Annotated in this window: 26 protein-coding genes, 1 tRNA gene and 1 pseudogene; 10 read left to right on the forward strand and 18 right to left on the reverse strand. The window is 67.9% G+C overall.

The genetic code is table 11. The features are described 5' to 3' along the window. Nucleotides 1–40 precede the first annotated feature (40 nt). The 3 genes from ACTF4R_RS01165 to ACTF4R_RS01175 form a co-directional block, all read right to left on the reverse strand. Nucleotides 41–667 carry a hypothetical protein gene (locus ACTF4R_RS01165; RefSeq protein ID WP_440005593.1) on the reverse strand — a complete coding sequence of 209 codons (627 nt, stop codon included), beginning with the start codon at nt 665–667 and terminating at the stop codon, nt 41–43. Next, on the reverse strand, nt 668–838 hold the full coding sequence (locus ACTF4R_RS01170) for a hypothetical protein (RefSeq protein WP_440005595.1): 171 nt from the start codon (nt 836–838) through the stop codon (nt 668–670). Between the two features lie 343 nt (nt 839–1181). Continuing rightward, nucleotides 1182–1256 (reverse strand) — tRNA-Val (locus ACTF4R_RS01175). 94 nt (nt 1257–1350) lie between these two features. On the opposite strand from ACTF4R_RS01175, the gene ACTF4R_RS01180 reads away from it, so the two are divergent. Next, a complete protein-coding gene (locus ACTF4R_RS01180) occupies nt 1351–2667 on the forward strand; it encodes a hypothetical protein (RefSeq protein ID WP_440005596.1) in 1317 nt (438 codons plus the stop codon). Here the strand turns inward: ACTF4R_RS01180 and ACTF4R_RS01185 are convergent. Then, nucleotides 2664–2906 carry a DUF7553 family protein gene (locus ACTF4R_RS01185; protein WP_440005598.1) on the reverse strand — a complete coding sequence of 81 codons (243 nt, stop codon included), beginning with the start codon at nt 2904–2906 and terminating at the stop codon, nt 2664–2666. The genes ACTF4R_RS01180 and ACTF4R_RS01185 overlap by 4 nt on opposite strands. A gap of 116 nt (nt 2907–3022) precedes the next feature. Between ACTF4R_RS01185 and ACTF4R_RS01190 the strand changes: the two genes are divergently transcribed. Then, nucleotides 3023–3829, forward strand: coding sequence for a M14 family metallopeptidase (locus ACTF4R_RS01190; RefSeq protein WP_440005600.1), 807 nt, complete (start codon nt 3023–3025; stop codon nt 3827–3829). 16 nt (nt 3830–3845) lie between these two features. On the opposite strand, the gene ACTF4R_RS01195 is transcribed toward ACTF4R_RS01190, so the two are convergent. The 5 genes from ACTF4R_RS01195 to ACTF4R_RS01215 form a co-directional block, all read right to left on the reverse strand. Continuing rightward, on the reverse strand, nt 3846–6074 hold the full coding sequence (locus ACTF4R_RS01195; RefSeq protein ID WP_440005602.1) for a transglutaminase TgpA family protein: 2229 nt from the start codon (nt 6072–6074) through the stop codon (nt 3846–3848). Then, nucleotides 6071–7210: a DUF58 domain-containing protein gene (locus tag ACTF4R_RS01200; protein ID WP_440005604.1), complete on the reverse strand. Its 1140-nt coding sequence runs from the start codon at nt 7208–7210 to the stop codon at nt 6071–6073. Before ACTF4R_RS01200 ends, ACTF4R_RS01195 begins: the two co-directional genes overlap by 4 nt. 1 nt (nt 7211) lies before the next feature. Continuing rightward, nucleotides 7212–8210 carry an AAA family ATPase gene (locus tag ACTF4R_RS01205; RefSeq protein WP_440005606.1) on the reverse strand — a complete coding sequence of 333 codons (999 nt, stop codon included), beginning with the start codon at nt 8208–8210 and terminating at the stop codon, nt 7212–7214. 270 nt (nt 8211–8480) lie between these two features. Continuing rightward, nucleotides 8481–8930: a UPF0179 family protein gene (locus tag ACTF4R_RS01210; protein WP_433623700.1), complete on the reverse strand. Its 450-nt coding sequence runs from the start codon at nt 8928–8930 to the stop codon at nt 8481–8483. Nucleotides 8931–8999: 69 nt separating this feature from the next. Further along, nucleotides 9000–9389: a DUF5820 family protein gene (locus ACTF4R_RS01215; protein ID WP_440005608.1), complete on the reverse strand. Its 390-nt coding sequence runs from the start codon at nt 9387–9389 to the stop codon at nt 9000–9002. Between the two features lie 149 nt (nt 9390–9538). Here ACTF4R_RS01215 and ACTF4R_RS01220 point away from each other — a divergent pair, with 149 nt between their 5' ends. Then, on the forward strand, nt 9539–10045 hold the full coding sequence (locus ACTF4R_RS01220; RefSeq protein ID WP_440005610.1) for a macro domain-containing protein: 507 nt from the start codon (nt 9539–9541) through the stop codon (nt 10043–10045). A 142-nt stretch (nt 10046–10187) separates the two neighbouring features. On the opposite strand, the gene sucD is transcribed toward ACTF4R_RS01220, so the two are convergent. Next, nucleotides 10188–11057, reverse strand: a complete 870-nt coding sequence (gene sucD / locus ACTF4R_RS01225; protein ID WP_440005612.1) for a succinate--CoA ligase subunit alpha — start codon at nt 11055–11057, stop codon at nt 10188–10190. After that, nucleotides 11054–12199 carry an ADP-forming succinate--CoA ligase subunit beta gene (sucC, locus tag ACTF4R_RS01230; protein WP_440005614.1) on the reverse strand — a complete coding sequence of 382 codons (1146 nt, stop codon included), beginning with the start codon at nt 12197–12199 and terminating at the stop codon, nt 11054–11056. The genes sucD and sucC overlap by 4 nt, the downstream gene beginning before the upstream one ends. A 121-nt stretch (nt 12200–12320) precedes the next feature. Here sucC and ACTF4R_RS01235 point away from each other — a divergent pair, with 121 nt between their 5' ends. Then, a complete protein-coding gene (locus ACTF4R_RS01235) occupies nt 12321–12500 on the forward strand; it encodes a hypothetical protein (RefSeq protein ID WP_440005616.1) in 180 nt (59 codons plus the stop codon). Nucleotides 12501–12704: 204 nt separating this feature from the next. Here the strand turns inward: ACTF4R_RS01235 and ACTF4R_RS01240 are convergent. Continuing rightward, nucleotides 12705–13996, reverse strand: a pseudogene (locus ACTF4R_RS01240) (cation:proton antiporter). 226 nt (nt 13997–14222) lie between these two features. Here ACTF4R_RS01240 and trpC point away from each other — a divergent pair. The 6 genes from trpC to ACTF4R_RS01270 all read left to right on the forward strand — a co-directional run bounded on the left by trpC (nt 14223) and on the right by ACTF4R_RS01270 (nt 18655). Continuing rightward, nucleotides 14223–14975 carry an indole-3-glycerol phosphate synthase gene (trpC, locus tag ACTF4R_RS01245; RefSeq protein WP_440005618.1) on the forward strand — a complete coding sequence of 251 codons (753 nt, stop codon included), beginning with the start codon at nt 14223–14225 and terminating at the stop codon, nt 14973–14975. A 128-nt stretch (nt 14976–15103) separates the two neighbouring features. Then, nucleotides 15104–16273: a tryptophan synthase subunit beta gene (gene trpB, locus ACTF4R_RS01250; protein ID WP_440006657.1), complete on the forward strand. Its 1170-nt coding sequence runs from the start codon at nt 15104–15106 to the stop codon at nt 16271–16273. Beyond that, nucleotides 16270–17154, forward strand: coding sequence for a tryptophan synthase subunit alpha (gene trpA / locus ACTF4R_RS01255; RefSeq protein ID WP_440005620.1), 885 nt, complete (start codon nt 16270–16272; stop codon nt 17152–17154). The genes trpB and trpA overlap by 4 nt, the downstream gene beginning before the upstream one ends. Before the next feature lie 24 nt (nt 17155–17178). Next, nucleotides 17179–17973 (forward strand): 2-amino-3,7-dideoxy-D-threo-hept-6-ulosonate synthase, encoded by a 795-nt coding sequence (locus tag ACTF4R_RS01260; protein ID WP_440005622.1) that lies wholly within the window; start codon nt 17179–17181, stop codon nt 17971–17973. Nucleotides 17974–18029: 56 nt separating this feature from the next. Beyond that, nucleotides 18030–18500, forward strand: a complete 471-nt coding sequence (locus ACTF4R_RS01265) for a DUF2243 domain-containing protein (protein WP_440005624.1) — start codon at nt 18030–18032, stop codon at nt 18498–18500. Further along, nucleotides 18497–18655, forward strand: coding sequence for a hypothetical protein (locus ACTF4R_RS01270; RefSeq protein WP_440005626.1), 159 nt, complete (start codon nt 18497–18499; stop codon nt 18653–18655). The genes ACTF4R_RS01265 and ACTF4R_RS01270 overlap by 4 nt, the downstream gene beginning before the upstream one ends. Before the next feature lie 69 nt (nt 18656–18724). Here the strand turns inward: ACTF4R_RS01270 and ACTF4R_RS01275 are convergent, their stop codons facing one another. The 6 genes from ACTF4R_RS01275 to ACTF4R_RS01300 form a co-directional block, all read right to left on the reverse strand. Beyond that, on the reverse strand, nt 18725–19183 hold the full coding sequence (locus ACTF4R_RS01275; protein ID WP_440005627.1) for a hypothetical protein: 459 nt from the start codon (nt 19181–19183) through the stop codon (nt 18725–18727). A gap of 75 nt (nt 19184–19258) precedes the next feature. After that, complete coding sequence (locus ACTF4R_RS01280; RefSeq protein WP_440005628.1) at nt 19259–19933, reverse strand: HAD family hydrolase; 675 nt, start codon at nt 19931–19933, stop codon at nt 19259–19261. Between the two features lie 88 nt (nt 19934–20021). After that, complete coding sequence (locus ACTF4R_RS01285; RefSeq protein WP_440005630.1) at nt 20022–21104, reverse strand: DUF354 domain-containing protein; 1083 nt, start codon at nt 21102–21104, stop codon at nt 20022–20024. Further along, nucleotides 21101–22036 (reverse strand): glycosyltransferase family 4 protein, encoded by a 936-nt coding sequence (locus ACTF4R_RS01290; protein WP_440006658.1) that lies wholly within the window; start codon nt 22034–22036, stop codon nt 21101–21103. The genes ACTF4R_RS01285 and ACTF4R_RS01290 overlap by 4 nt, the downstream gene beginning before the upstream one ends. Nucleotides 22037–22442: 406 nt before the next feature. After that, the gene (locus ACTF4R_RS01295) at nt 22443–23522 is read right to left on the reverse strand and encodes a DUF354 domain-containing protein (protein WP_440005632.1); all 1080 of its coding nucleotides are present in this window, start codon (nt 23520–23522) and stop codon (nt 22443–22445) included. Further along, nucleotides 23519–24598 carry a GNAT family N-acetyltransferase gene (locus tag ACTF4R_RS01300; RefSeq protein ID WP_440005634.1) on the reverse strand — a complete coding sequence of 360 codons (1080 nt, stop codon included), beginning with the start codon at nt 24596–24598 and terminating at the stop codon, nt 23519–23521. The genes ACTF4R_RS01295 and ACTF4R_RS01300 overlap by 4 nt, the downstream gene beginning before the upstream one ends. Between the last annotated feature and the right edge of the window lie 26 nt (nt 24599–24624).

The following is a 24624-nucleotide window of genomic DNA, read 5'->3' on the forward strand; positions in this document are numbered from 1 at the left end:
AATTTTGACGGGGGGTTTACATAAAATCCATCTCTTGCTACTAATCGTGTTGAACAGTATAGTATCCTTCATAAATATGAGCAAAGCTGATAAGGAGCATCCCAAAGTAACCAAAATCAAGAAGCAACATAAATACTCCTAACGATAATTGGAAGAAAGGGCTCGTAGAAGAGATCGTGCTCAATGAGATCTCATATATTAGCTCTCGATAAGCTATTCCAATAGTGAAAAATGCGAATCCCACAAGATAATTTAGAAAACTACTGATATGGTCTTCATTCCACTTTTCTAATATGATGGGTGTGGGGACGGAAAAGTCATTGGCGTCCCTAATGAATCTCACTTCTCCTTCATTTATACCCTCAATTATCTTAGGTACAAAGAAGGAGAATATTAGTAAAAGAGCTACTAGGGGAGTAAGAGCGTTTAGAACGAAGATTTCCGCAATATTCCCAATATCTGTTACTCCACTCATTGTACTTATAAGAATATAAAAAGCTCCCAAACCGAAACCGCTCACAGAGAGGAAAAACATTCCTACATAGTACAGTCGGTTGAAGAGCCCTCTCCAACTGGAGGAGGTTAATTGTCTCAAAGATTTCTTTAGCTTATCTTTCTGTAAAAAAGCGTCAAAGAGGTCATCAAGTAGAACTTTCTCTCTCGACATCTATTCGAACAATCCTACTATACCAACAATAATCGATATAACGAAAGCAATCATGACCAGCTTGGGAAGCAAATTGATAAGCCACGATGGATCACTACCATTTACAGCAAGGAGAATGACTGCGCCTACTAACGCAGTTACAAAAGCGGTGAACAATTCATCAATTCCCATATGAGTACCGAGAGTCATCAATTTATATAAAGCATTTGGAACATTGGGGTCGATTTCTACTTTGACTAGTTTTGGTAGAGACAATAGATGCAACTTGTTTGTCGTTCTCACATAGATTGCCAGTAAACCCTTCGTTTGCTAATGCCCGTTTGAGAGGCCCACGCCCATGGTATTGACAAAAACTTTTTCTAGTAACACATCCTCCTTGAACACGAACCGCAAGACGTGATTGAGGTTTGGACACGAACGACCGGTGTCCTACTGAAATGCCCATGGGCCAGCGGGATAACCTTTATACAAAGGTCTACGCCGTTGGGTCCTTAGAAAACTGACGTGAAGCGAGTGGGTCGGGGCGGATTCGAACCGCCGACCTGCTCCGTGTGAAGGAGCTGTCATAACCGGACTAGACTACCGACCCGGGCGTGTCAGGCTACCCCCTAGCCGGACTTAAGGCTTGCTTTCGAAAACCGCCAGCCACCACGCCCAAGCCGGCCGGGTCCGTCCCCCCGAGCGTGACCGAACCGACCGTGGTGAACGTCGCGGAACAGGCTCCCGCCGTCGCGGACGGCGAACGCCCGCTGGACGAGTTCCTCCTCGCCAACGCGAGCGCGCGGACGAAGTTCGTCCTCCCCGAGGGACGCTACCACCTCGACGGTCGCGTCGACCTGAACGACGTCGAGTCCGTCGCGGTCGTGGGCGACCCCCACGCCACGCTGGTCGTCACGGACCCCGACCAGCAGTACGGCCTCGACCTCGGCGGCGGGTGGGGCGCGACGCCCGAGGAGTCCGCCGACCGCGTCCACGTCCGGAACCTCACCTTCGATCTGACGGCGGACGGCGTGGGCGCGCAGGCCGTCTCGGCACGCGCCGCCCGCGACCTCCGCATCGAGGACGTGACCGTGCGCGGCGAGTGCGCGTCGGCGGGCAAGAAGGCCCTCGGCGCTATCTACGCCGCGGTCACGCACCCCGACGGCGAGGGCGTCGTGAACGTGTCCCTGCCCGACGGCTGTGCGTTCCGGCCGGACGCCCATCCCGACGAGTCGCCGGTCGAGTCCCAGACGAGCCACCCGATCGGCATCAGCGTCACGGACGACCACCGCGGCCGCCTCGTCTTCCGCGACTGCCACGTCGAGGGCTGGGTGAACAACGGCGGCTACCTCGCGGGCGGCGAGGGACCGTGCGTCGTCGAGGGCGGCCGCTGGAAGAACAACGGCAACGCCGACCTCAGGCTGGGCGACGGCGACGTCGCCCGCGATGTCTCGGTGGTCCACGACGACGCCAGCGAGGCGGGGTACACCGGCTGTGGCCTCTGGCTCCAGGAGGGGGACGTCCGCGTCGAGGGCGGCGAACTCCGACTGCCGGACTGCGACAACGACGGCCTGCGCGTCTCCTGTGCGGAGGCCCGGGTAGAGGGTCTCGACATCGACTGCGACTCCTCCGCGCGAGTCCTCAAGATAAACGACGGGGACGGGGCCGTCCTGCTCGAAGACGTCCACCTCGGCGACCGCGGTGACGGTTCCAAACACGCCTACGCCGGCGAGGTGTGGCGCTCGTCGACCGTCGTCCGGGACTGCCGACTGGCGTTCCACTCGGAGAGCCGTAACGGTCTGAACCTGCTCGCGGACGGCATCCTGCTCGACGGCGTCACCGCGACCCACGACGGCGGCGACGGCGACGGCGGAACCACGCTCCTCGTCAAGAGCGACGTCGAGATTCGGAACTCGACGCTGCGCGGCCGCGTCGACGTGGACCGCAAGCGCGGCGGGGCACTACGGCTCCAGGACGTCGACCTGAAAAACTGCGAGTGCGTCGGGTTCGATCCCGTCTAGCTCTCGATGCGCTCGCGAGCGTCGCGGACCGCGCCTTTCGCGCGTCGCTGGGCCTTCTGCTCGACCTCACGGACGTTCTCTTTGACTCGCTCGCTCCGGCTCGGTTCCGGTTCGACGTCCCGACCGGTCCACGCCTGCACTCGTCGCTCGACGGGCGTCAGTTCCTCGCGGAGTCCAGCGCCGAGATGCGTCCCGGCGCGTCGCATGTAGTACCAGGCGTCTTCGAAGTGTTTGTTCATTCTTTTCCCTCCATTGTGTTCTAACGTCGAGGACAAATATATTCGTTGCGCCGACGGCGTGACCGCCAGCCCGGAGTGTAAAGCGCTTTGAGGCTCCGTTCCTTGCCATTGGACAAATGCGCGTCGAGCAGCTCGGTGACGGTCAGCCGGAGGTTGCGGTCGTCGCGGGCATTCACGGCGACGAGCCGTGCGGCCCGCGTGCGGTCGAACGTCTCCTCGAAGAGGACCCCGACGTCGAACGCCCGGTGAAACTGGTCGTCGCCAACGAACGGGCGCTGGAGCGCGGCGTCCGCTACGTCAACGAGGACCTGAACAGGGCGTTCCCCGGCGACCCTCACGGGGAGAACTACGAGCAGCGCATCGCCCACGACCTGTTCGCGGAGTTGCGCGACTGCACGACGCTCTCGTTGCACTCCACGCAGTCGTACGCCGAACCGTTCGCGCTCGTCGACAGGGTGGACGCCGTCGCGCGCTCCATCTGCCCCTACCTGCCGATTACCGAGGTCGTCGAGACGGGCGAGTTCGCGACCGGTCGGCTCATCGCCCAGCCACACACCATCGAGGTCGAGTGCGGACTGCAGGGCACGGACGCGGCGGCCGAGAACGCCTACCACCTCGTCCGCGGGTTCCTCGCGGCGACCGGCGTCCGCTCGACGGACGAGGGCGACGACCCCATCGACGCCGGGGCGCGCGGCGAGGTCGAGGTGTATCGGCTCCGGAGGCCGGTGCCGAAGAACGGTGCGTCGAAGTACGAGGTCCTCGTCGAGAACTTCGAGGACGTGGTCGCCGGCGAACCGTTCGCCGTCGCTGACGACGAGCAACTCATGGCCGAGGAGCCGTTCGTCCCCATCCTCATGTCGGCCTACGGATACGAGGACGTGTTCGGGTACACCGGCGAACGCGTCGGCACGCTCGGGGACTGACTCCCGGCGAGCGGCCCTAGCTCGTCCGCGACCGGCCCCGGACGAGGTCGTTCACCAGCGACACCGCCTCGTCGGCCTGTTCGCGGCTCACCTCGCCGGCGTAGCGCGCCCGCTCGTACAGCGTCCCGACGCGGTGGGCGCGGTCGTCGACGCCGACGTGCGAGAGCGCTTCGAGGTACTCCCGGGGCGTCTCGCCCGGTCGCCGGGCGCGGTGCTGGCCGGCCAGGTAGCGTTCCAGTCGTTCGAACGCCCGTTCGACGTCCGCCTCGGGGTCCTTGCGCGGTTGCCAGCGCATCCACGCGGCGCGGTAGGCGCGCTCGAACGTTCCGGTTCGCCGCGCCGCGACGAGCAAGCCGAACAGCGCCAGTCCGCCGTAGAGCAACTGCTCCGTCGACGGGGGCGATACCGGAATTCCGCCGCCCTCGTCGGACGTCGTCGTGACGCTCGTCGCCGTCGTGGTGTTCGTCGTCCCGGGGTCGACGACGTCGTTCGGCTGGTTCGGGTCTACCCTCGGGTCACCGACGCTGCCGCTCGTGGTGCTGTTCTCGCCCGGCGTCGGCGTGGTCGACGAAGACGGCGTGGTGCTCGTCGGCTCCGGCGTCCAGGTTCCGTTCTCGCTACCGGAGGTGTCGACGCCGCTCACGTCGTCTTCGCGCGCGGTCTCGATTCGCTGTTGCTCGGCGTCGACGCGGGGCTCGCCGGGCGTCGGGTCGAAGCGCACCCAGCCGACGTCCGGGAAGTACACCTCGACCCACGCGTGCGAGTCGACGCCCCGGACGACCCACTCGTCCTCGCTGACCCGCTGACCGGAGGTGTAGCCGGTGACGAACCGGGCCGGGATGCCCTGCGAGCGGAGCATGACGACCATCGAGGTGGCGTAGTAGACGCAGTAGCCCTTCTCCATCTCGAAGACGAAGTCGTCGGCGACGCTCCCGGACGGCTTGTCGACCTCCAGCGAGTACTCCTTGTTGCGTTCGAGCCACTGCTCGACGGCGACAGCCTTGTCGTACGGGTTCTCCGCCTCGCTTGTGACGGCGGCCGCCTTCCGCTTCACCCGGTCGGACGTGCTGGCTGGCAACTGGGTGTACCGCGATTCCAGGCCGTCGGGGTAGTTCGTGTCCGCGTCGCGGAGCTTCCGGGGGGTCGTCGCCGGCACGCGGCTGACGACGCTGTACGACTCGTTTTTCCCCAGCGAGCGCTGGGGGACGAGGCCGCCGGTGCTGCTGAGAGCGACGTTGCCCTTATCGTCGCCGACGACGCGCACCGGCTTCCAGGCGGCGGGCATCGCCTTCATCGCGTCCCGCCGTACGGTTATCGTCTGGCGAATCCGGTAGTCCTCGCCGGGCGGTGACGACCGCGGCCGGTAGTCGCGGTTCCCTCCCGTCCTGACCCAGTCGCTGCCGGTGTACCGGTCGTACGCGCCGACGCGCCAGTAGCTGGAGCGGTCCGCGTTCACGACGAACTGCACCTTCGGCGAGAGGTCGATGCTTCCCTGGACGGCGACTCGGCGGTCGTTGCTGACGAGTCCGCCGGTGGCGGTGCCGCCCGACCCACCGCTGGGGAGGATGGGACTGGCCCGGCCGCCGGGGACGAGGCTCACCGTCGTCGACAGCAGAATCATCAGCACCATCGCGACTGCGAGCACGTCGAGCTGGGCGACCGTGCCGCCGTAGCGCGCCATCGTCCCGAACGCGACGACGCCGAGCGCGCCGAGCACGCCCACCAGCGTGGCGAACGAGCCGACGTCGCCCGTGAGCACGAAGAACCCGAGCGCGAGACCGCCGGTCGCCGCAGCGAGCCCGTACTGCCGCCGGAAGACCAGGTACCACGGCACGAACACCGTCGCGGGCGCGACGCCGAGCGCCCACGTCCCGACGCCGCGCATCTGGAGCACCGAGAGTCCCGTCAGGAGCGCGACGTTGTCGGCGACGATGCGCCCGACCCGTGAGAACGCGAGGTACGCGCCCGGGACCGTGGTGTAGTAGCCGAACAGGCCGGCGACGAGGAGGCCGCCGCCGACCACGAACGCCGTCCACGCGGGGAGCTTCCGCGCCAGCACCGCGCCGGCGACGAGCGCGCCGGCGACGAGCAGCGCGAGGTCGCTCTTGCCCCCGACGACGTTCGTGACCCGGTAGAGCACGCTCAGGTACGACCAGATGAGGACGGCCGTCGCCGCGACCGCCAGCCAGTGGAACGGAACGGACGTCTCGCCCACGTCGAGGTGACCGTCGGTCGCCGTGCTCATCTGAGTCCACCTCCGTCGTTCCGTTCTTCGTCGGGACGCGGATCTCGCTCGCTCCGGCCCGCGTTCCCGCCGTCCGGAGCGGTGGGGTGGGTCCCCCGGTCGGTCTGCGGTCCCGGCTCGCCGACCCGGCGGACGGTCCGTCGCGACTCCGCCTCGTCGGGCGACGCTCCGCCCGCGGCGAACTCCTCGAACGTCGTCACGCGGTCGCCGACTCGAATCTCGACGGTGGAGCCGTCGGCGAGGCCCCGGACGACGACGTCCGCCCGGTCGCGCGCCTCCGCAGGGACGCTCCCGGTCTCCATGTGCGCGAGCAGGGTGAGCAGGCGCGTGTCCTGGTACTCGTCGCTCGCGGGGTCGACCCGGCCGTCGGGGGTCGACAGGCCGACCGCGAATCCGGCGTCGACGAACCCGACGGCGACGCTCGCCGCGGCGTCGGCGACGTCGTCGACCCGACCGCCGTCGGCCTCCGCGACCACCTCGACCTGGGCGCGGTCGTCCTCGGACCGGAACTCGCGGACGAGCAGGTCCTGGTCCGGCCGTTTCGCGCTCGACTTCCAGTGGACGTCCCGGAGCGGGTCGCCGCGCCGGTACGCGCGCAACTGGTCGAACTCGCGGTCGTCGGGGACCGCCGACTCCTCGCGGAGCGCGGAGACGGCCGTCGGCGTCGACACCTCTCGGACGGTCGGGAACACGAGCACCGTCTCCCGTATCCGGTGCGTGAACTCGCGGCGGAACAGGCCGAACACGTCCGTCGCGACGACGCGGACGGGACCGACCCGTCGCTCGCCGCGCTCGGCGAGTTCGACCTCGAACTCGACCGTCGTCTCGCCGACGTTCGTCTCGACGGTCTCGTCGGCGACGAGGCCGTCGTCCGTCTCCAGCGTAACGCTGGCGGCGAACGGGTTCGCCGCGGAGAACTCCAGCGCGACCGTCGCCGTCTCGCCCCGGAACCCGTGGGTCGGGACCGTCGTCGTCAGGTCCGGGTGGTCAGTGCGTTTCACCTGGACGAACCCCACCGCGAGCGCCACGACGACGGGTCCGACGACGGCGTTGAGCGACCGCGCGCCGAACGAAACCGCCATCGCCACCGAGAGCACCGCGACGCCGAGGAGGGCGAATCCGCGTCGCGTCAGCATCTCACTCCACCGGAACGCCGTCCAGGGCGTTCTCGACGACGGTGCGGCCGTGCTCGCCGCCCATCGCGCCGGACTCGCTGCGCACCCGGTGGGAGAGCACGGTGGGGGCTTCCGCCTTCACGTCGTCGGGGACGACGTACTCGCGGCCGCGAAGCACCGCCCGGGCCTGGGCCGCCCTGAGAACGGCGATGGAACCGCGGGGACTGACGCCGAGGCGACTGTGGTCGCGGGTGTAGTTCGCCAGTCGCGTGACGTAGTCCCGGACCGGCTTCTCCACCGTCACGTTCGCGACGGTCGCCTGCGCGCGACGCACGTCTCGCACGTTCGCGACCGGGTCGAGGCTCTGGATGGGGTGCTCGCCGACCATCCGGCGGAGCACCTCCGACTCGTCGTCGGGACTGGGGTAGCCCAGCGAGAGCTTCTTCATGAAGCGGTCGACTTCGGCGACGGGCAGTTCGTAGGTGCGGTCCTGTTCGACGGCGTTCTGCGTGGCGACGACGGTGAACGGTTTCGGCACCTCGTGGGTCTGGCCGTCGATGGTGACCTGCTCTTCCTCCATCGCCTCCAGCAGGGACGACTGGGTCTTCGGCGGTGCGCGATTTATCTCGTCGGCGAGGACGACGTTCCCGAACACGGGTCCGGGCTGGAACTCGAACTCGCGGGTCTTCTGGTTGAAGACGTTCACCCCGGTCACGTCGGAGGGTAACAGGTCGGGCGTGAACTGTACGCGGTTGAACGAACAGTCGATAGAGCAGGCGAGCGTCCGGGCGAGCATCGTCTTCCCGACGCCCGGAACGTCCTCGAGCAGGAGGTGGCCCTGTGCGAGCAGCGTCGTCAGCACCTGTTCGGCGACGTCGTGCTGGCCGACGATGACCTGCTCGATGTTGTCGATGACGCGATCGGCCAGGTCCGCTGCGTCCTCGACCGAAAGCGGGTCGGCGTACTCGTCCGGCGGTCGTTCCATCGATGTCGGCTTTGGGTCAGTGTTTGCTTCCGTCATACTCTGGGAACGCGTCGGGACGACGCTGGACGGGGACGGGCGGCATCCGAACCCGTGCGACCGGAATGCCCGTTTCAGCGACCAGTCCGTCGTGGGCGTCTACCTCGTTACTCGTACCTATGCGTACGTACCTTTGTAACTTTTGTCACTAACGAGACGGGTGTTTTTGCCTATCACCGATCGGAAAAGAACCGGCGGTGCGGACGGGGACGGCGGGACGCCGTCGCCCGCGTCGAACGCCCGCGTCGGGAATCGGACTCCCGTGGCGACTCACTCGTCGCTCGGTGCGAACTCGACGAGCGTCAGGTCGCGGTCGAGCATGCAGTAGTCGTGCGGCGGGTCGCCGACGACCTCGCTGATGCGGTACTCCTCGTCGAACTCCGCGCCCGCCGGCTCGCAGAACTCGTGGCTCGGACAGCCGGTGTGCGGGCAGGCCCCTTCGAGTTTCGCCTTGCTGCCGGCGTAGGCGTTCCGGGCGGCGACGTTCGCCCGCACGCTCGCGGGTTCGACTTCGACCGCCGTGACGCCGTCGTCGTGGACGCCGCAGGGGAGCGTCTGGGCACCGTCCCGGACGTCCGTGACGCGATACTTCACCCCCTCGGTGAGATTGAGACACTGGTCGCGGTAGGGACAGCCCTCGCAGGCGCTCGCCTCGCCCTGGTAGACGAACTCCCGACCCGCCTCGGCGAGGCGGGTCCCGACGAGCGTGATGGTCGACATGCCCGCCGGTAGGTGGCCACGCGGGTTAAGGCTCTCGCTCGCCCGCCCTCGCCGGCTTCCGCTACGCGGTCAGTGCTCGGCGTCGCGGCCCGTCAGCTCGTCGAGGCGGTCGAGATACTCCTCCCGGGGGACCTGGTAGGCGTCGCGGTAGTCGATTTCGCCCGCCGCGAACTCGGCGGCCAGGTCGACCGCGCCGTCGACGGCCGCCTCGCGGGAGTCGAACCGTCGCGTGCCCGGCAGTGAGACCTCCGGTTCGAGGTAGAACGTGACGTACCAGGCCTCGCCGGACCGTTCGCCCGGCGGCCGGTTCGGCGACCCCGGCGTGAGCGAGATGGTCGGCATGCACGGTGCGGGAAACGCCTGCGCGTCGAACACGTCCGGCCGGTACGCGAGGACGCACCGACCCTCGTGTTCGTCGTTCCAGACGGTCCACGACTCCGGGAGGTCCGACAGCGACATGCGCGAGGGTTGGCGACGGAGGCGGGTAAGCCGTGCGGTCCCGGCGGGATCGCGTCGGTCGGCGGGCGGGTGCAGGACTCGGACGATGGGCGCGGCGACCGCCGGAACGTCCCGCAGAACTTTGTCGAACGACCCCGAAACCCGCTCACATGGAGTTCCGAGTCGTCCAGGGCGACATCGCGGAACAGAGCGCGGACGTGCTGGTGAACGCGGCGGGCACCAGCCTCCGGATGGGCAGCGGCGTCGCGGGCGCGCTCCGCCGGGCCGCGAACGGCCCCATAAACGACGAGGCGACCTCGAAGGGTCCCGTCGACCTCGGCGGCGTCGCGGTGACCGACGCCTACGACCTGGACGCCGCCCACGTCGTCCACGCCGCGGCGATGCCCCACTACGGCGACGGCGAGGCGACCGCCGAGAGCGTCCGCGACGCGACGCACAACGCGCTCGAACGCGCCGACGACCTCGGTGCCGAGTCGATGGTGCTGCCGGCGCTCGGCTGCGGCGTCGCTGGCTTCGACCTCCGGGAGGGCGCGCGCATCATCTGCGAGACGATAGCGGGCTACGAGCCGTCGTCGCTGTCGGACGTGCGGGTCGTCGCCTACAGCGACGAGGAGTACGAGACGATATCGCGGGTGGCGTCCGAGGTGCGGGCGTAGCCCGACGGCACGTCCGGTCCGCGGGGAAAGCGCCCACGCGGTCGACACGACGCGCTGGCGGCAGGAGATTACGCGCGGCTCCGACCGTCGGCGGCGAAGCGACCCGAAAAATCGAGCGAATCGCGGAGAATCGGCGCGGGCCTTACAGCAGGTCCTCGACGTGGTCGGCGACCTCGTTCGGCGTGTCGCCGACGGGGACGCCCGCGTCGTTCAGTGCGTTGATCTTGGACTCGGCGGTGCCGGTCCCGCTGCCGGAGACGATGGCGCCCGCGTGGCCCATGCGCTTGCCCGGCGGGGCGGTGCGGCCGGCGATGAAGCCGGCGACCGGGGTGTCCATGTTCTCGGCGATGTACCGGGCGGCCTCCTCCTCGTCTTCGCCGCCGATTTCGCCGCACATGACGACCGCGTGGGTGTCAGGGTCGTTCTCGAACAGTTCGAGCGCGTCGGTGAAGTCCGTCCCGATGATGGGGTCGCCGCCGATGCCGACGGCGGTGCTCTGGCCGAGGCCGCGGTCGGTCAGGTTGTCGACGACCTGGTAGGTGAGGGTGCCCGAGCGGGAGACGAGACCGACGTTCCCCTCCGAGAAGATGTTGCCGGGGAGGATGCCGAGTTTCGACTCGCCGGGAGTGATGATGCCGGGGCAGTTCGGCCCGATGAGGCGGGTGTCGACCTCCGAGAGGCGCTTGTACACCTTGCTCATGTCCTGGGTCGGGATGCCCTCGGTGATGGCGACGACGAGGTCGAGCGGCGCGTCCAGCGCCTCGAAGCAGGCGTCGCCGGCGAACGCGGGCGGGACGAAGACGACGGAGGCGTCGGCGTCCTCCTCGCGGGCCGCCCGGTCGACGGTGTCGTAGACGGGCACGCCGTGGACTTCCTGGCCGCCCTTGCCCGGCACCGCGCCGGCCACGACGTTGGTGCCGTACTCGATCATCTGCTCGGCGTGGAACTTGCCCTCCCCGCCGGTGATACCCTGCACGATTACGCGGGTGTCGTCGTCGACGAGCACGCTCATGCTTCCACCTCCTCGGCGTTCTCGACCGTGCGCTGGACGGCGTCCTCCAGCGTCTCCTCGACCTGCACGAGGTCGGTGTTCAGTATCTCGCGACCCTCCTCCGCGTTGGTGCCCGCGAGGCGGACGACCACGGGCTTGGGAATCTCGTCCATTGATTCGAGTGCTTCGTTGATGCCGCGGGCGACCTCGTCGCCGCGCGTGATGCCGCCGAAGATGTTGAACACGACGGCGTCGACGTTCTCGTCGGCGAAGACCATGTCCAGCGCGTTCGTCACGCGCTCGGCCTTCGCGCCGCCGCCGATGTCGAGGAAGTTGGCTGGGTCGCCGCCGTAGTGGTCGACGAGGTCCAGCGTCGTCATCACCAGGCCGGCGCCGTTACCGATGATACCGACGTTGCCGTCGAGGCGGACGTAGTCGAAGCCGTACTCGTTGGCCTTGGCTTCGAGGTCGTCCTCGGCGGCCTCCTCCTCCATCTCGGCGATGTCGGGATGGCGGAACAGCGCGTCGTCGTCGACGTTGAGGACGGCGTCCGCGGCGACGACCTTGTCGTCGTCCGTGACCATCAGCGGGTTGATCTCGGCGTCGCTGGCGTCCTTGCTCTCCCAGAGGTCGTACAGCGTCGTCAGGACGCCGGCGACGTCGTTCGCCACCGCGCGGTCGACGCCGGCGTCGTAGACGGCCTTCCGGGCCTGGTAGGGATGCATCCCGAACGCCGGGTCGACGTGCTCCCGTGCGATGGCGTCGGGGTCCTCCTCGGCGACCTCCTCGATGTTGACGCCCCCCTTCGAGGAGACCATGGCGACGGGTTTCCCCTCGCCGCGGTCCATCGTCACGCCGACGTACAGTTCGTCGGTGAAGTCGACGGCCGCCTCGACCAGCACGCGGTCGACGTGGTAGCCCTTGAGGTCCATCCCGAGGATGGACTCGGCGGCGTCCTCGGCCTCCTCGCGGTCCTCCGCGAGCTTGATACCGCCGGCCTTGCCACGTCCGCCGACGTGTACCTGCGCCTTCACGGCGACGGGATAGCCGATGTCCTCCGCCGCACTGACGACCTCGTCGACGCTCTCTGCGAGCGTCGCGTCGGGCGTCGGAATCCCCGCGTCGGAGAACACCTCCTTCGCCTGGTACTCGTGTAGCTTCATGCACTGGGAAGGGGGTTCGCACGCCGCTTAAATCCCGTCGGTTCAGTTCGGACGCGGACGCGACGGTCGGCCGTGGTCCGGGAACGTTTATCCCTCTCGGTCTCCTCCGTCTAGGGAACCGATGGGCCTCTTCGAAAAGCTCGGGCGACAGGTCGAGCAGTTCAAGCAGACCGCGAAGAAGACAGCCGAGGAGAACGCGAGCTACCGGTGTCAGGCGTGTAACGAGCGGTTCGACGCCGATTACGACCGATGTCCGGAGTGCGGGGCGGAGCAGGTGACGCCGACGGAGACGGCGGAGTGAACGCCGACGCCGTCCGTATCGCTCTCGGACCGTAGCTCGCGGTAGAGACGACATCTGTATTCGGCGGGAGCCCGTCAACTGCTGATGATTCCGTTGCCAAACGGCGGTCGAGCGCTCCCGGGACCTCCGTAATCCATCCGTGCGCGACGCTTGCCTGCCGTCGCCCCACAGCTTCGACTGGGCCGACACGGTGGACCGACCTCGTTAGCCAGGCGCTTCGTCCCTGGAGATCCACTCCACCGCCGGCGTCGCGGTGACGCCGTGGACGAGCACCGATATCAGGACGACACAGCCGACCAGCGCCCAGAGGCGGTCGATGCCCGAGAACGATGCCTCGTTCATCGCGTAGGCGAGATAGAAGAACGACCCGAGTCCGCGGACGCCGAGGAAGGACATGACGGTCCGCTCGCGGATGTCGCGCTCGAACCCGAGGAGACCGACGAGACCGGACACCGGGCGCACGAGGAAGACGATAGCGAGCGCGACGACGACGTCCATCGGCGTGAGCGGGTCGAGGAGTCCCGTAACGAGTGCGCCGCCGAAAAGGATCATGAAGAACGCCATCATGACGTGTTCGCTCTTCTCGGCGAGGTCGTGCAGCGTCTTGTTGTACTCGTGTCTTCCCTCGTAGTGGCGGAGCACCAGCGCGCCGACGAAAACGGCGAGGAATCCGTAACCGTTTATCAGTTCGGTCACCCCGTAGATGAAGAGCGTCGCCCCCAGTGCCTCGAGTCCGCGAACCGACTCGGCGATGCGCCCGCGCACCGTGACACGGAAGACGAGGCGTCCGAGCGCCCATCCGAGAACGACACCCGCGACCAGCCCGACGGTGAGTTTGTAGAACACGTACTCGCCGACCCACTTGTCGATCCAGTTGGAGGGGTGGACGCCGTACTTGCTCATCACGATAGCGAGGTACGTGAACGGGAACGCGAGGCTGTCGTTGAGGCCGGCCTCCGAGGTGAGCGCGAACTGGACTTCCTGTCGCATCCCGGCCTCCTCTTCGAGCGGTTCCTCCTCCGTCCCTTCCATCGGCTCCTCGACCTGCACCTCCGAGGCGAGCACTGGATCCGTGGGGGCGATGACGGCCCCCAGGAGCATGGCGGTCGGAATCGCGAACGCAGCTACCCCCAGCCCAAAAGCGCCGCAGCGGCGATCGAGAGCGGCATCGTGAGCCCCAGCAGCCGCCACGTAGAACTCCACTCGCGGACGCTGGGGCTGCGGTCGAGTTTCAGTCCCGCACTCATGAGCGCGAGAATGACGCCCAACTCCGTTACTTTCTCTACCAGCACGCCGTTGCTCAACGGGTCCGGAATCTGGAGGATCTGCGCGCCGCCGAACACCAGCGCGCCGAATCCGACGTAGAAGATGGGAAGCGAGAGCGGTTGATTCGCAACGAGGCGAGGGATTATGACGATACCCAGTACTGCGAGACCGACCACTGCGAGAAAGAGCAGATACGGGTCGGGACTGAGTACTATGGGCTCAAATGCCATCACATCGACGCATGGCACTCGCGTAAATAGGTGTAGTGTTTGCGCAGCCAAGCGCAGCGGTCGACGGTCTCGATGCGCCGGTTTCTCCGAGGACGAGGAAAGCGAGTCGGCCCCGTCGGCTCCGCCCGAGCGTGAGTACCCCCTACGGAGCGAACCGGTCGTCGCGGCCCACGACTGCCCGGGGGACGCAAGTCTTATGTACAACTTAGTCCGTCAATGTACGATAATGGAGTCAACCAGCGACCTCGCACCCGCCGTGCGGTCCATCCTCCGGGCCGCCGAGACGCGGGCGACGCCGGACGAACGCGTGACGGTACGCCCGCGTTCGTTCCCGGACGCGCTCGCCGCGGCGACGACGGACGGTCGGGTGCCCGTCATCGCAGAGGTGAAACCGACGAGTCCGACGACGGACGGCGAGCGAGCGGACGACCCCGTCGAACTCGCGGAGGCGATGGTCGACGGCGGCGCGGCCGCGCTGTCGGTGCTGACCGAACCCGAGCACTTCGGCGGGTCGACCGATGCCCTCCGACGAGTGCGCGAGGCGGTCGACGTCCCCGTGCTCCGGAAGGACTTCCTGCTCCGCGAGGCGCAACTCGACGCCGTGGAAGCGGACCTCGTGTTGCTCGTCGCGCGGTTCGTCGACGACCTGCCCGGGCTCCTCCGGGCGGCCCGCGAGCGGGGCTTCCAGGCGCTCGTGGAGGTCCACACGCGCGAAGAACTACGTGAAGCGGTCGACGCCGGTGCCGAGATAATCGGCGTGAACAACCGCGACCTCGCGAAACTCGACGTGGACCTCGCCACGTTCGAGTCGGTCGCGCCGCACGCCCCCGAGGACGTGACGCTGGTCGCGGAGAGCGGCGTCGGGTCGCCGGCCGACGTCCGCCGGATGTGCGACGCCGGGGCCGACGCCCTGCTGGTCGGGAGCGCCATCATGGACGGGGACGTGACCGCCAACACCAGGAGGCTGGTGGACGCATGAGCGAGGACGGCGAGGCGCGAAGCGCCTCCGAACGAGCGGGCGGAGAACGGAGGACCGGCGAGCGCGCGACCGGGGACGGCGCGGGCAAGTTCGGCGACTACGGCGGCCAGTACGTTCCGGAGGTGCTGATGCCGGCGGTCGAGGAGCTGACCGACGCCTACGAGCGCTACGTCCTGGAGAACGAGGACGGCTTCATGGACGAGTTCCGCCGCCACCTCCGGGAGTTCGGCGGGCGGCCGACGCCGCTCTCGCACGCTGCGAACCTCTCCGAGCGCTACGGGTTCGACGTGTACCTCAAGCGCGAGGACCTGCTACACGGCGGCGCGCACAAGCTGAACAACGCCCTGGGGCAGGTGCTGCTCGCGAAGTACATGGGCAAAGAGCGCATCGTCGCCGAGACCGGCGCCGGCCAGCACGGCACCGCGACCGCGATGGCCTGCGCGTACCTCGACGTGCCCTGCGAGATATACATGGGCCGCACCGACGTGAACCGCCAGCGCCCGAACGTGTTCCGCATGCGCATCCACGACGCGGAGGTCACCCCCGTCGACGTGGGGTCGGGGACGCTGAAGGAGGCCATCAACGAGACGATGCGCGACTGGGCGACGAACGTGGAGGACACCCACTACGTCATCGGGAGCGTCGTCGGCCCCCACCCGTTCCCGGCGATGGTGCGGGAGTTCCAGTCGGTCGTCGGCGAGGAGGCCCGCGAGCAGAGCCTCGACCGCCTCGGTCGCCTCCCGGAGGCCGTCGTCGCCTGCGCCGGCGGCGGGTCGAACACGATGGGCGCGTTCGCCGAGTTTCTCGAAGACGAGGACGTCGACCTGCTGGCCGTCGAGGCGGGCGGGTCCGCCCTCGGCGTGGACGCCGAGGAGGGCTACGCGCCCAACTCCGCCTCCCTCTCGACCGGGACGGAGGGCGTCCTCCACGGGGCGCGCACGAAGCTCCTCCAGACCGAGGAGGGCCAGATAGTCGAGTCCCACTCCGTCAGCGCGGGGCTGGACTACGCCGGCGTCGGCCCCGAACTCGCCCACCTCGTCGACACCGGGCGCGTGACGCCCGTGAACGTCGACGACGACGCAGCGCTCGAGGCGTTCCACCGACTCTCCCGCGAGGAGGGCATCATCCCGGCGCTGGAATCGAGCCACGCCGTCGCCTACCTGGAGGAGTACGACGGCGACGGTCCGGTCGTGGTGAACGTCTCCGGGCGCGGCGACAAGGACTTAGACACCGTCATCGAGGAGTCGGACGCCCGCGACATCGAGAACTCGCCGACGATGGAGGTGTTCGAGGAGTGAGTCGGAGCAATCTCGCGGACGCGTTCGACGGCGACCCCGCCCTCGTCTCGTACGTCGTGGCGGGCGACCCGAGCGCCGAGGCGACGAAGGCCTACGTCGAGGCGCTCGTCGAGGGTGGCTCCGACGTCGTCGAACTCGGCCTGCCGTTCAGCGAACCGGTCGCGGAAGGCCCGACCATCCAGCGAGCCATCAAGCGCTCGCTCGACGCCGGGATGACGCCGGACGCCTACCTCGACCTCGTCGCCGACCTCGACGTGGACGCGCCGATAGTCTGCATGACGTACTACAACCTCATCCACCGGTACGGGGCCGGCGAGGCGGGAAGCACCTCGGGCCCAGGGCCGGAGGCGTTCGTCGCGGCCGCTGCCGAGGCCGGCGTCTCGGGATTCGTCGTCCCCGACCTGCCGGTCGACGAGTCGGGCCCGATGTACGAGGCCTGCCGCGAACACGGCGTCGACCTCGTCTTCATCGCCGCGCCGACGACGACCGAGGAGCGCCTCGAACGGATGCTCGACCGCACTTCGGGGTTCGTCTACGTGCAGGGTCGGGTCGGCACGACCGGCGCGCGCGAGGACGTGAGCGCCGACACGCACGGTAGCCTCGACCGCCTCGCGGACGCGGACGTGCCGAAGGCGGTCGGGTTCGGCATCTCGACGGGCGACCACGCCCGCGAAATCGTCGCGGGCGGCGCGGACGGCGTCATCGTCGGAAGCACGTACGTCGAGCGCATCGCCGAGGGCGTCGACAACGACCTGTCCACCGACGAGGTGGCCGACCGCCTGGAAGCGAAGGCGGCGGAACTCAAGTCCGGGGCGCGCGACGGAGCGGACGAAGGAGGGGACGCCCCGAGAGAAGTACCGGAATCGGAACGCACTTCATAACTGATTGCTACACTCTCACATACTATGAACGTCGGAACTGCGGCACGACTCGACCGCATCGGACGCGACGGGCGATACGTCGTCGTACCGATGGACCACGGTATCACACTCGGAGCAGTACGCGGGCTGAAAGACATCGAGGGGACCATCGACGCCGTGACGCGCGGCGGCGCGGACGCCGTCCTCACGCAGAAGGGCATCGCGCCCCGCGTCCACGACAACAAGAACGACGCCGGCTACGTCGTCCACCTGAACGCCTCGACGACCATCGGCCCGGACACCAACGACAAGCGCGCGACCGGCACCGTCGAGGAGGCCATCCGCGCCGGTGCCGACGCCGTCTCGTTCCACATCAACGTCGGTAGCGACCACGAACCCGACCAGATAACGGAACTCGCGGAGGTCAGCGAGGTGGCGAACCGCTTCGGGGTTCCCGTCCTCGCCATGTCGTACGCCCGCGGCCCGGGCGTCGACGAACACGACGCCGAGAGCCTCGGCCACGCGGTTCGCCTCGCCGAGGAACTCGGCGCGGACCTGGTGAAGACCGCCTACAGCCAGGACAGCGAGAGCTTCGAGCACGTCGTCGAATCGACGCGCCTCCCCGTCCTCATCGCCGGCGGCGAACCGGAGGGCGACCGTGCGACCCTCGACGCGGTCCGGGGTGCGATGGACGCGGGCGCGGCGGGCGTCTCCATCGGTCGCTCGGTCTTCCAGCACGACGACCCCGAAGCCATCGCCCAGGCGGTCGCGAGCGTCGTTCACGACGACCGGTCCGCCGCGGACGCGCTTCGCGAAGCGGGGCTGGCCGTCGAGGCGTAGCGGGAGTCCGGGGCGCGGCAACAACACGTACGGCGCTCGGCTACGTTGGGGGAGACGTGACCGACGACGTACGACGCGGCGTCATCGGGGCAGGGGTCCTGGGGTTCGGATTCAGCGCACTCATCGACGTCGTCGTCCTCCACCTGATACTGCGACTCCACCACCTCGTCTCGAACCGGTATCCCGTCTCGACGGTTCCGGGTCTGCGGACGAACGTGCTCGCGGACGGCCTCTTCTCGCTGGGAGCCATCCTCGTGATGGGCGTCGGTGCCGGCCTGCTCTGGCGGGCCGAGCGTCGCGCCGACCGACCGCTGCCGGTCCGGTCGCTGGCCGGCGCGGCGATAATCGGCATCGGCGGCTTCGACCTCTTCGACGTGGTCGTCAATCACGCGCTGCTCGGCCTCCACCACTCCACGCACGGGTCGAGCTACTACGACCCCCACTGGTTCGTCGTCAGCGTCCTGGTCGTCGTCGCCGGCGTCCTGGTGTACCGCGGCGGCGACCGCGCGGGAGGGTCCGGGGCGTGATCGGGGCTCCGTCCGTCGTCGCCCTGCACGGGGTCACGCCCCTCCCCGACGTTCCGCACTGGGCCGCGCTGTTCGCCGCCGTCTTCTGCTGCTGGACCGTCGTCGCCGTCGGCGCGTGGTGTGCGGACGCGCTGCTCGACCGTCTCGGGTGGTGACGCCGTCGCCAGCGAGGGCCGTCCCGCCCGCTGACGAGGGGTCGGCGACGAGAACGGGTTCCGCGACGCTCAGTCGAGTTGTTCACGCGTGCCCGGATACGCGACGAGGAGTCCCCCGACCAGCGTGACGTAGATGCCGCTTCCCGCGAAGTTCGTCATGTCCGCGAGCGCGATGAAGGTGATGACGCCACCGATAGCGGCCGTCCCGATGCTGCTCTTCCGGTCCCAGGGTCGGGCGTACGCTACCGCCGCCGCGACGATGCCGAGGACGAGCGTAATCGAACCGTCTACGTCGATTCCGGTGACCGACTGTCCCAGTATCGTGGCCCACGGCAGGAACGCGCCCGCCACGCTGAGCGCGCTTCCCGCGTACAGCGGGGTCAGCGACGGCTGTCCTATCCGACGTTCGGGGTCCGTCGCCTGAGCGTCGGAAACCGGGGTCTCGGCGGCCATCCCTCCGGCGTCACAGTCGGTACACGTGCTCAGTCCGTCGGCGATCTCCGTACCGCACTCCGTACAGTATGACATTACACACCAAATATAAGATAGGAATTATAAAAGATTGTATACTCCTCGACTCTGGAGTTCGTGGCGGAAAGAGAGTTAGAGGACGCTGGGAAGGTCCGCGAGCGACGAGAGCCGGTGCGTCGGTTCGTGGTCGAGCGCCCCTTCGACCGGTTGCGAGGGCGGAACCCACGCCGAGTCGATACCCAGGGCGTTCGCGCCGGCCACGTCGGCGGCCAGCGAGTCGCCGACGTGGAGCGTCTCCGCCGGTTCGACCCCGAGGGCGTCGAGCGCGCACTCGAACGGCGCGGGGTCGGGTTTCGCGTGGATTCCCGCTGCAGGGTCGCAGAACACCGTCGCGTCGAAGGCGTCGGTGAGGCCCAGCGCCTCTAGCTTCTCGGTCTGGGTCTGCTCGCTCCCGTTGGTGACCAGGGCGACGCGTCGGTCGTCGACGGCGGACAGCGCCGCCTCCGCGCCCGGCCGGAACGAGACCGCCGAGTGGTCGAGCAGGTCGTCGTACGTCGCGGCCAGCGTCGGTGCGTGGTCCGCGTCCACGCCCGCCCGTCGGGCGGCCTCGGCGAAGCAGAACTCGAAGAACTCGCGGTCGGATTCGACGGTCGGCGCGTCGTCGACGACGGCGTCGACGTCCGACGGGGTACAGTACTGCTCGACGCCCGCTCGCTCGAAGGTCTCCGCGAGCAACTCGTCGTGCGACTGGTCGTGTTCGCAGAGGGTGTGGTCGAGGTCGAACGTGACTGCGGCGGGACCTGCCATGGCCGTTCCTATCGAACAGGTGACCAAAAACGTTCCGAGACGGTCCACCTCGCCCGCCGCGTCCGGCGAGCGCGGAGTCGGCGTCGCGTCACGACCCGTGACCGCCGTCGGCGGCGGAGCGGGCCGGCACGCCGCCGGGCAACCGCTTCCCGGTGCTGACGAGGAGGTCGGTGGCGTACCGCGCGACGTCTATCTTGTCGTCGAGCATCCGCTCGCGCCGGCGCTGGTACGTCTCGAAGTCGGCCTCGCGGACGAGCGCCTTCGCCCTCGCGACGGCCTCCTCGTCGTCCGGCGTGGAGTGCAGCAGGCCGTACTCCTCCAGTTCGACGAAGTTCGTCATGTCGCCGTCGCCTGCGAACGACTGCGCGCGGACCGCTGGGGTGCCGAGCACCGCCGCCTCCGTCGCCATCGTCGCGGAGTCGCCGACGTAGCAGTCCGCGTAGTACAGCAGGTCGTGGACGAGGTCCGGCGTCACCGGCAGGCGGTACTCCGCGAACTCCTGCGGGAGGGCCGACTCGCTGGAGACGTACACCTCGCCGTGGTCGTCGAGGAAGGAGACCAGGTCGCGCTTGGCGGCGGGCGAGAACCCCGCCTCGCCCACGTCGTGGAGCGCACACCACTTCCGGAACCGGACGAAGAAGAAGCGCTCGTCGGGCTCGACCCCGTGCTCGCGCAGTCGCTCCGGGTCGGGGTCGAACCGCTCCGGGTGGAGGTAGGCGAGTTCGTGGTAGCCGTCGTAGCGGACGTGCTTGTCCCCGTAGTCCTCGCGGAACCGCCGCGGCGTGCAGACGAGATGCGCGAACGGCGTCGTGATGCGGTGGGACTGTGCGCCCTCGTTGTCTATCCAGACGACGCTGCGAGACCCGACCAGCGGCGCGACGTGCGCGACGGCGACGCCGCCGATGGCGGTCATCACGTCGGGGTCGATGCGCCGCGCCTCGCGGAACAGCCGGTACTCGTAGGTCAACTGGACCGTCGCCAGTTCCGCCAGCGAGTCGGCTTTCCCGGCGAGGACGGTGTGGTCGATACCGTACCGGTCCAGCAGGTCGAGCGCGACGTCCTTGTCGCGGGCGAACACGTGGACGTCGTGGCCGCGCCGCTTCAGTTCGGCGACGATGGGTCGGTAGAAGTGGACGTGGGCCGGATGCTGGATGGTGACGACGGCTCTCATTCGAGGACGCTCTCGTACACGTCGCGCAGTCGTTCGCCCATGCGTTCGAGGCTCACGTCGCGGGCGGCGGGACGCCCGTTCGACCGCCGCGGGTCCGCGAGCACGTCGACCAGGCCGGCGACGAGTTCCTCGTCGGAGTCGCAGACGTGCGACGGTTCGACGCCCGCCAGGCGTTCGCGCACGTCGCCCACGTCGGTGGTGACGACCGGTAGATTGCAGGCCATCGCCTCCTTCACCGAGTTCGGCGACCCCTCGCTCTTCGAGGGCAACAGGAGGACGTCGGCCGCGTTGTAGTAGGTCGACATCTCGTCGTGGGTGACGCCGGACACGGTCTGGAGTTCGACGGGGGCGTCGACGCGCTGGCTGGCGGCCTCCACGACGCGCTCGGCCCGCGGGAAGTCCTTGACCGTCCGCGACGGTGGGTACGGGAAGAGGACGTGGCGGGTCGACCGGTCCCAGCCCACCCTGTCGCGGGCCTGGGACTTCGACCCTGGACGGAACCGCTGGCAGTCGACGCCGTGGGGGATGACGTGGCAGGGAACGTCGAGCTCGGTCGCCATCTCCTCGGACATGACGACCACGGCGTCACAGCGGTGCGCACAGCGACGGCTCAGCCATCCGTACTCCCCGAACAGGTCGGACCCCCAGAGCGTGAGCACGACCGGTAGGTTCGGCTGGGCGAGCGCCATCGGTGCGGTCAGCCCGTAGTTCGCGTGTAGCAGGTCGTAGTCGTCGAACGCCGCCCGGAACACGGTCGGGAAGAATCGCAGGTAGTCGGTGGGCGAGCGTCGAGTGACGGACTCGTCCACGGCGTGGGTGTGCGTTCCCGGTGGTGCCAGCGTCTCGCTGCGGACGCCGTGGCCCCGGAGCACTCGCAACTGCTCCTTGTAGAAGCGAGCCTCGGTGTTCGTCACGAGGTTGAGCACCCGCAGAGAGTCGACCGTCGGACGGGTGTTCGACCCGGTAACTCCTCTCGACACGTTGGCCGTAGAATGGCCCGAGACGGCCTTTGTTATCCACCGCCTTCCGGCGGCCAGGACCGGCTTATTCGGCGCGTTGATGCGGCTTAAGTGGGAAGTTCGGTGCCCCGCGCCGGAAAACGACGGAAGCGACCGTGCGACGGACGAATGTTTTATCCCGGTTCGGCGAAGGCCGGAACGTTATGCCCGGTCCCCCCGGAAGAGATCCGAGGAGCGCCCGGAGCAACGAACGCCAGTCGTTCGCCGGACACGGGACCCGCACGACCGTCGAAAAAGACGGAATCGGACTCTTCATCGACGACGCCGTCTACGCGTTCGCCGACGTCTCCATCTCGTGCCGTCCGGTGCTCGCCGCGGACTACCGGCGCGACACCGACGCCACGCGGTCGACCGTCTCCTCGCTGCGCGTTGGGACGGCGTGCTCGGCCACGTCGACGATTATCTCGGTCAGATTCACCTTGTCGGCGACGTAGGCGTCGCGTTTCTCGCGCCAGCGCGCCTTCGCGGTGTCGTCCTCGACGAGTTCGACGGAGCGTTCGAGCACGTCGGAGAACGCTTGGCGGTTGTATATCAGCCCCTGGCGTTCGAGTTCGAGGAAGTTTCCCATGTCGGAGTCGCCGACGAACGAGTTCGACCGGATGGCGGGCGTCCCCAGCAGCGCGGCTTCGGTCACCATCGTCTGCGTGTCGGCGACGAGCAGGCTGGCCTCCGCCAGCGCGTCGTGGAGGCGGGCCGGGTGGAGGTCGAAGGCGCGCGCCCGCTCCGGGACGGTTCCGTCCGCCTCGTCGGAGACGAAGACGGTCGCGCGCTCGGCGAGTTCGGCGACGAGCCGGCGGCGCTTGTCCCGCGAGAACCCCGACTGCCCGACGTCGTGGTGGGAGCCGAACGCGTTGAACCGCAGGACGACGTAGCGCTCGTCCGGCCCGACCCCCAGCTCCTCGCGGATGCTCGGGTCGGGGTCGTACACCGCCGGGTGGAGGTACGCGAGCTCTTTGAACCCCTGGAACTCGTAGTGGTTCGTCCCGAGGTCCTTCCCGAACGTGTGCGGCGTGAGGAAGGTGTCGACGAACGGCCGGGCGGCCAGGTGGTCGAGCGTCGTCGGTTCGGAGTCGGCGACGACGACCACGGGCGTCCGCGATATGGCCCCGGCGTGGGCGGCGTACGACCCGACGCCGAAGACGAGGTCGGGGCGGTACTGCAGCGTCCGCCGGAAGATGGCGAGGTAGTGCTGCGGAAGCTCCCGGAGCAGCGAGTACTTCGTCGTGTCGCAGGCTCCGTACAGTTCGTGGGGCAGGTCGTAGTAGTCGAGCAGGGCGGCGGTACAGCCGTAGTCGCGCCCGAGGACGAGCACGTCGTGGCCCCGGTCGCGGAGTCGCTCGACCGCGTGCCGATAGAGGTGAACGTGTGCTGGGGTGTTCGTGAAGAACAGGTATCTCATCCCTGGACGAACTCGTAGGCGCGCTTCGCGGCGGCCATGGTCGTGCCGGACGACTCCACCAGGTAGTAGGGAACGAGGTCCGCGCCGAACTTCGCCTTGTACCGACAGAGCCGTTCGGTGTTGGCCCCCATCAGGTCGTACTCGGTCACGGAGTCGACCGGCGGGTCGTCGAGTATCTCCTCCACGATGCGCCAGTGGACGAGACTGTTGACGCTCGTCCCCTCGTAGACTGCGCGCGCGCCGCCCTGCCAGAAGTACGCCGCGTCGTTCGAGTAGAGGGCGGTGATGCCGCTGAGATACTCGCCGTCCCCGTCCCGGGCGACGTACGTCCGGGCGCGGTCGTCGAGGCCGCGCCAGAGGTCGCGGACGTACGGCCAGGGAAGCCCCAGATGCTCGTCCTGCTCGTCGTAGCGCGCGACGGTGTGTTCGTACACCGCCTGCGCGCCGTCGATCCCCTCGCGTTCGACGGTCACGTCCAGGTCGCGGGCGTCCCGTATCTCGCGGCGGAGGCTCTTGCTGAACGACTTCAGGACGGCGTCCGCGGTCGTCTCCGCCAGGTCGAGCCGGTAGGTGAAGTACGGTTCGACCCGGAGGTCGTCCCAGAGGTACGGTCGAGGGTCCCCGTACGCCGTGCCACAGAGCATCCGGAACAGGGTGAGGCCGTCGTCGACGCGCTCGCCGACCCGCGTCGCGAGGCCGTCGTCGACGCCGGCGCTCGCGAGGCGTTCGTCGAGCGCGAGGTCGGCTCCGACGCGGTCGAGCACCCGTTCGGTGAACTCGCGGTTGACTTTCTCACGCTTGCGTCGCTTGGGGCTCGTCGGCATGAGGATGGGGCCGAGGCGGGGTATCGCCAGTCCGGGCGGCGGCGAGAGCACGGCGGTCCCGAGCGACCGTTCCCGAACGACGAGCGGGAGCAGGCCGACGGCCTGTTGTCCCTTGAAACCGCCGAACAGTCGCAGGTCACCGGCAGCGTGGCTGTCGATGGCCGACAGCGCCGCCGGCAGGTGGAACGGTTCGAATCCGTCCGCCGGAAGCGCGTCGGCCCATTCGTCGAGGTCCAGACGTTCGACTCTCATTCGTCGTCTCGTTTCCAGATAGCCCC

It is taken from the genome of Halomicrococcus pelagicus (assembly GCF_051917725.1).
In the GTDB taxonomy this organism is placed as follows: Archaea; Halobacteriota; Halobacteria; order Halobacteriales; family Haladaptataceae; genus Halomicrococcus.